Origin of the sequence: Trebonia sp., from assembly GCF_030042015.1 — a bacterium.
Classification (GTDB): Bacteria; Actinomycetota; Actinomycetes; order Streptosporangiales; family Streptosporangiaceae; genus Trebonia.
This window is the reverse complement of the sequence record NZ_JASIAL010000569.1, coordinates 1-2,565: the sequence shown is the minus strand read 5'-3', so window position 1 is coordinate 2,565 and position 2,565 is coordinate 1. Positions and strand designations below refer to the sequence as shown.

Genomic DNA, 2,565 nt, shown 5'->3' with positions numbered 1-2,565 from the left:
GGCACCCGCGACGTGGGCCGCCGGCGCCCGCCCCGCCACCGCGCTGCGTGCCGAGTGAGCCCGCCAGCCGGCCGCCCTGCCGTAGCGTGGGACCCGTGACAGGCGAGCCGGGGACGGCCGCGAGGCTCCGGGTGGTGATCGGCGAGGACTCGGTGCTGCTGCTGGCCGGCCTGGTCAAGCTGCTTGACGGCGCCGGGTTCGAGGTGGCGGCCACCGCGGGCGACGCCGCCGCGCTGCTTGCCGCCGTCGAGGCGCAGCGGCCCGACCTGGTGATCGCCGACGTCCGGATGCCACCGACCCACACCGACGAGGGCATCAGGGCCGCGCTCGCGATCCGCGCCCAGTGGCCGGACATCGCCATCCTCGTGCTGTCGCAGTACGTGGAGGAGCGGTACGCCGCCGACCTGCTGTCGGCGAACACCAGCAGCGTCGGCTACCTGCTCAAGGACCGGGTCGCCGACGTGGCCGATTTCCTCGACGCGCTGCGCCGGGTGGCGGCGGGCGGCACCGCGCTTGACCCCGAGGTGGTGGCGCAGCTCCTGCTGCGCCGCGGCGGCGACCCGCTGCGCACGCTGACCCAGCGCGAGCGTGACGTTCTCGCGCTGATGGCCGAGGGCCGCTCCAACACCGAGATCGCGGCGGCCCTGGTGATCACCGACAGCGCGGTGAGCAAGCACATCAACTCGATCTTCGCCAAGCTCGGGCTGTACCCCGGCGACACCGGCCACCGCCGGGTCCTCGCGGTGCTGCGCTACCTCGGGGCGGCGCCGGCGCCCTAGGGCTGGTACGAGCCGGGCTCCCAGGCCCGAGTGGAGACGCCGATCGTGTTCCACGCGTTGATGGCCACGAGCAGCGCGACCAGCGCGCCGATCTCCGCGGGGCTGAACTGCGCCGCGACCGCCGCGTAGTCGCCATCAGGAACGTGCGTGCTGGCCAGCAGCGTCACCGACTCGGTGAACGCGAGCGCGGCCCGCTCGCGCTCGGTGAAGAACGTGGTCTCGCGCCAGGCGGGCAGGGCGTAGATGCGCTGCTCGGTCTCGCCGATCGCGCGGGCGTCCTTGGTGTGCATGTCAATGCAGTAAGCGCAGCCGTTGAGCTGCGAGGCGCGGATCCGGATCAGCTCGCGGAGCCTGGGCTCGATGCCCGCGTCGTCGAGTTCCTTCGTGGCAGCGCGGTCGAGCGCGGACATGGCCCGGGAGAAACCGGGGATGGCGGCGCCGACGTCGAGCCGGGCGGTAAACGTTTGGGTCGTCATGGATCCACCGTAACCAGCCAGCGGCCCAGGAGTATGGTCCAAATCTATGGCAGAACACTGGGCCAATCTGGACCTGCACCTGGACGTGGACCTGGCCGGGTCCCGGCCGGGCAGGTCGCTTGAACACGCGCTGCGCACCGCCGTGGGCGACGGCAGGCTGCCGCCGGGGACGCGGCTGCCATCGTCGCGGGCGCTCGCGGCCGACCTGGGGATCGCGCGCAACACGGTCGCCGACGCCTACGGGCAGCTCGCGGCCGAGGGCTGGCTGAGCACGCGGACAGGCGCCGGGACCTGGGTGACCACGCTGTCGGCGGCGGGCGCGGCGCGGCAGGAGACGCCCCGGCCGGCAGTGCGGCAGCCGGGTTACGACCTGCACGCAGGCGTTCCCGACCTGTCCGCGTTCCCGCGGCGCGAGTGGCTGGCCGCGGCGCGCCGGGCGCTGGCCGCCGCTCCCGATCACCTGCTGCACTACCCGGACCCGCGCGGCGTGCCGCGGCTGCGGGAGGTTCTAGCCGGGTACCTCGCGCGGGCGCGCGGCGTCGCCGCTGACCCGGAGCGGATCGTCGTGTGCGCCGGCTTCACGCACGGGCTCGCCCTGCTCAGCCAGGTGCTCGGCGCGCGCGGGGCGCGCGCCGTGGCCGTGGAGGCGTACGGCCTGCCCGAGCACAGGGCGGTGCTGTCCCGCGGCGGACTGCGCCTTGCCGCGCTGCCGGTCGACGCGGACGGCGCGGTGCCAGAACTCGGCGTCCTGCGCGGGGCCGGAGCCGCGCTGCTGACCCCGGCGCACCAGTTCCCGCTCGGCATGACGCTCGCGCCGGCCCGGCGCAGGGTCTTCGCCGAATGGGCGGCCGGCGCCGGGGCGGTGCTGATCGAAGACGATTACGACGGCGAGTTCCGCTACGACAGGCACCCGGTGGGCGCCATGCAGGCGCTGGCGCCGGACCACGTCGTCTACGGCGGGACCGCGAGCAAGGCGCTGGCACCGGGACTGCGCATGGGCTGGCTGGCAGTTCCCGGACGGCTTGTCGACGACGTGGCGGCGGCGGCGCGGCTCGACGGCGGCCCGGACGTGGTCAGCCAGCTCACCCTCGCCGAATTCATCGCCTGCGGCGGCTACGACCGGCGCGTACGGCACGCCCGGCTGGCGTACCGGCGGCGGCGTGACCAGCTGGTGTCCGCGCTGGGCCGGGCCGCGCCCGCGGCCCGCGTCACCGGCATCGCCGCCGGGCTGCACGCCGTCGTGAACCTTCCGCCCGGACGGCGGGAGTCCGACGCGATCGCCGGCGCCGCGCGGCACGGCGTCGCCGTGA

General features: G+C 75.0%; 3 protein-coding genes. 2 read left to right on the top strand and 1 reads right to left on the bottom strand.

Going from position 1 to position 2,565, the window contains the following annotated elements; genetic code table 11:
• Nucleotides 1-95: 95 nt before the first annotated feature.
• Nucleotides 96-779 (top strand): response regulator transcription factor, encoded by a 684-nt coding sequence (locus tag Q1N79_RS30260; RefSeq protein WP_300614546.1) that lies wholly within the window; start codon nucleotides 96-98, stop codon nucleotides 777-779.
• On the opposite strand, the gene Q1N79_RS30255 is transcribed toward Q1N79_RS30260, so the two are convergent.
• A complete protein-coding gene (locus Q1N79_RS30255) occupies nucleotides 776-1,255 on the bottom strand; it encodes a carboxymuconolactone decarboxylase family protein (RefSeq protein WP_300614545.1) in 480 nt (159 codons plus the stop codon). The two genes, Q1N79_RS30260 and Q1N79_RS30255, sit on opposite strands and share 4 nt — an antisense overlap.
• A gap of 46 nt (nucleotides 1,256-1,301) precedes the next feature.
• Here Q1N79_RS30255 and Q1N79_RS30250 point away from each other — a divergent pair.
• The coding region (locus Q1N79_RS30250) for a PLP-dependent aminotransferase family protein (protein WP_300614544.1) at nucleotides 1,302-2,565 on the top strand (1,264 nt) is incomplete at its 3' end.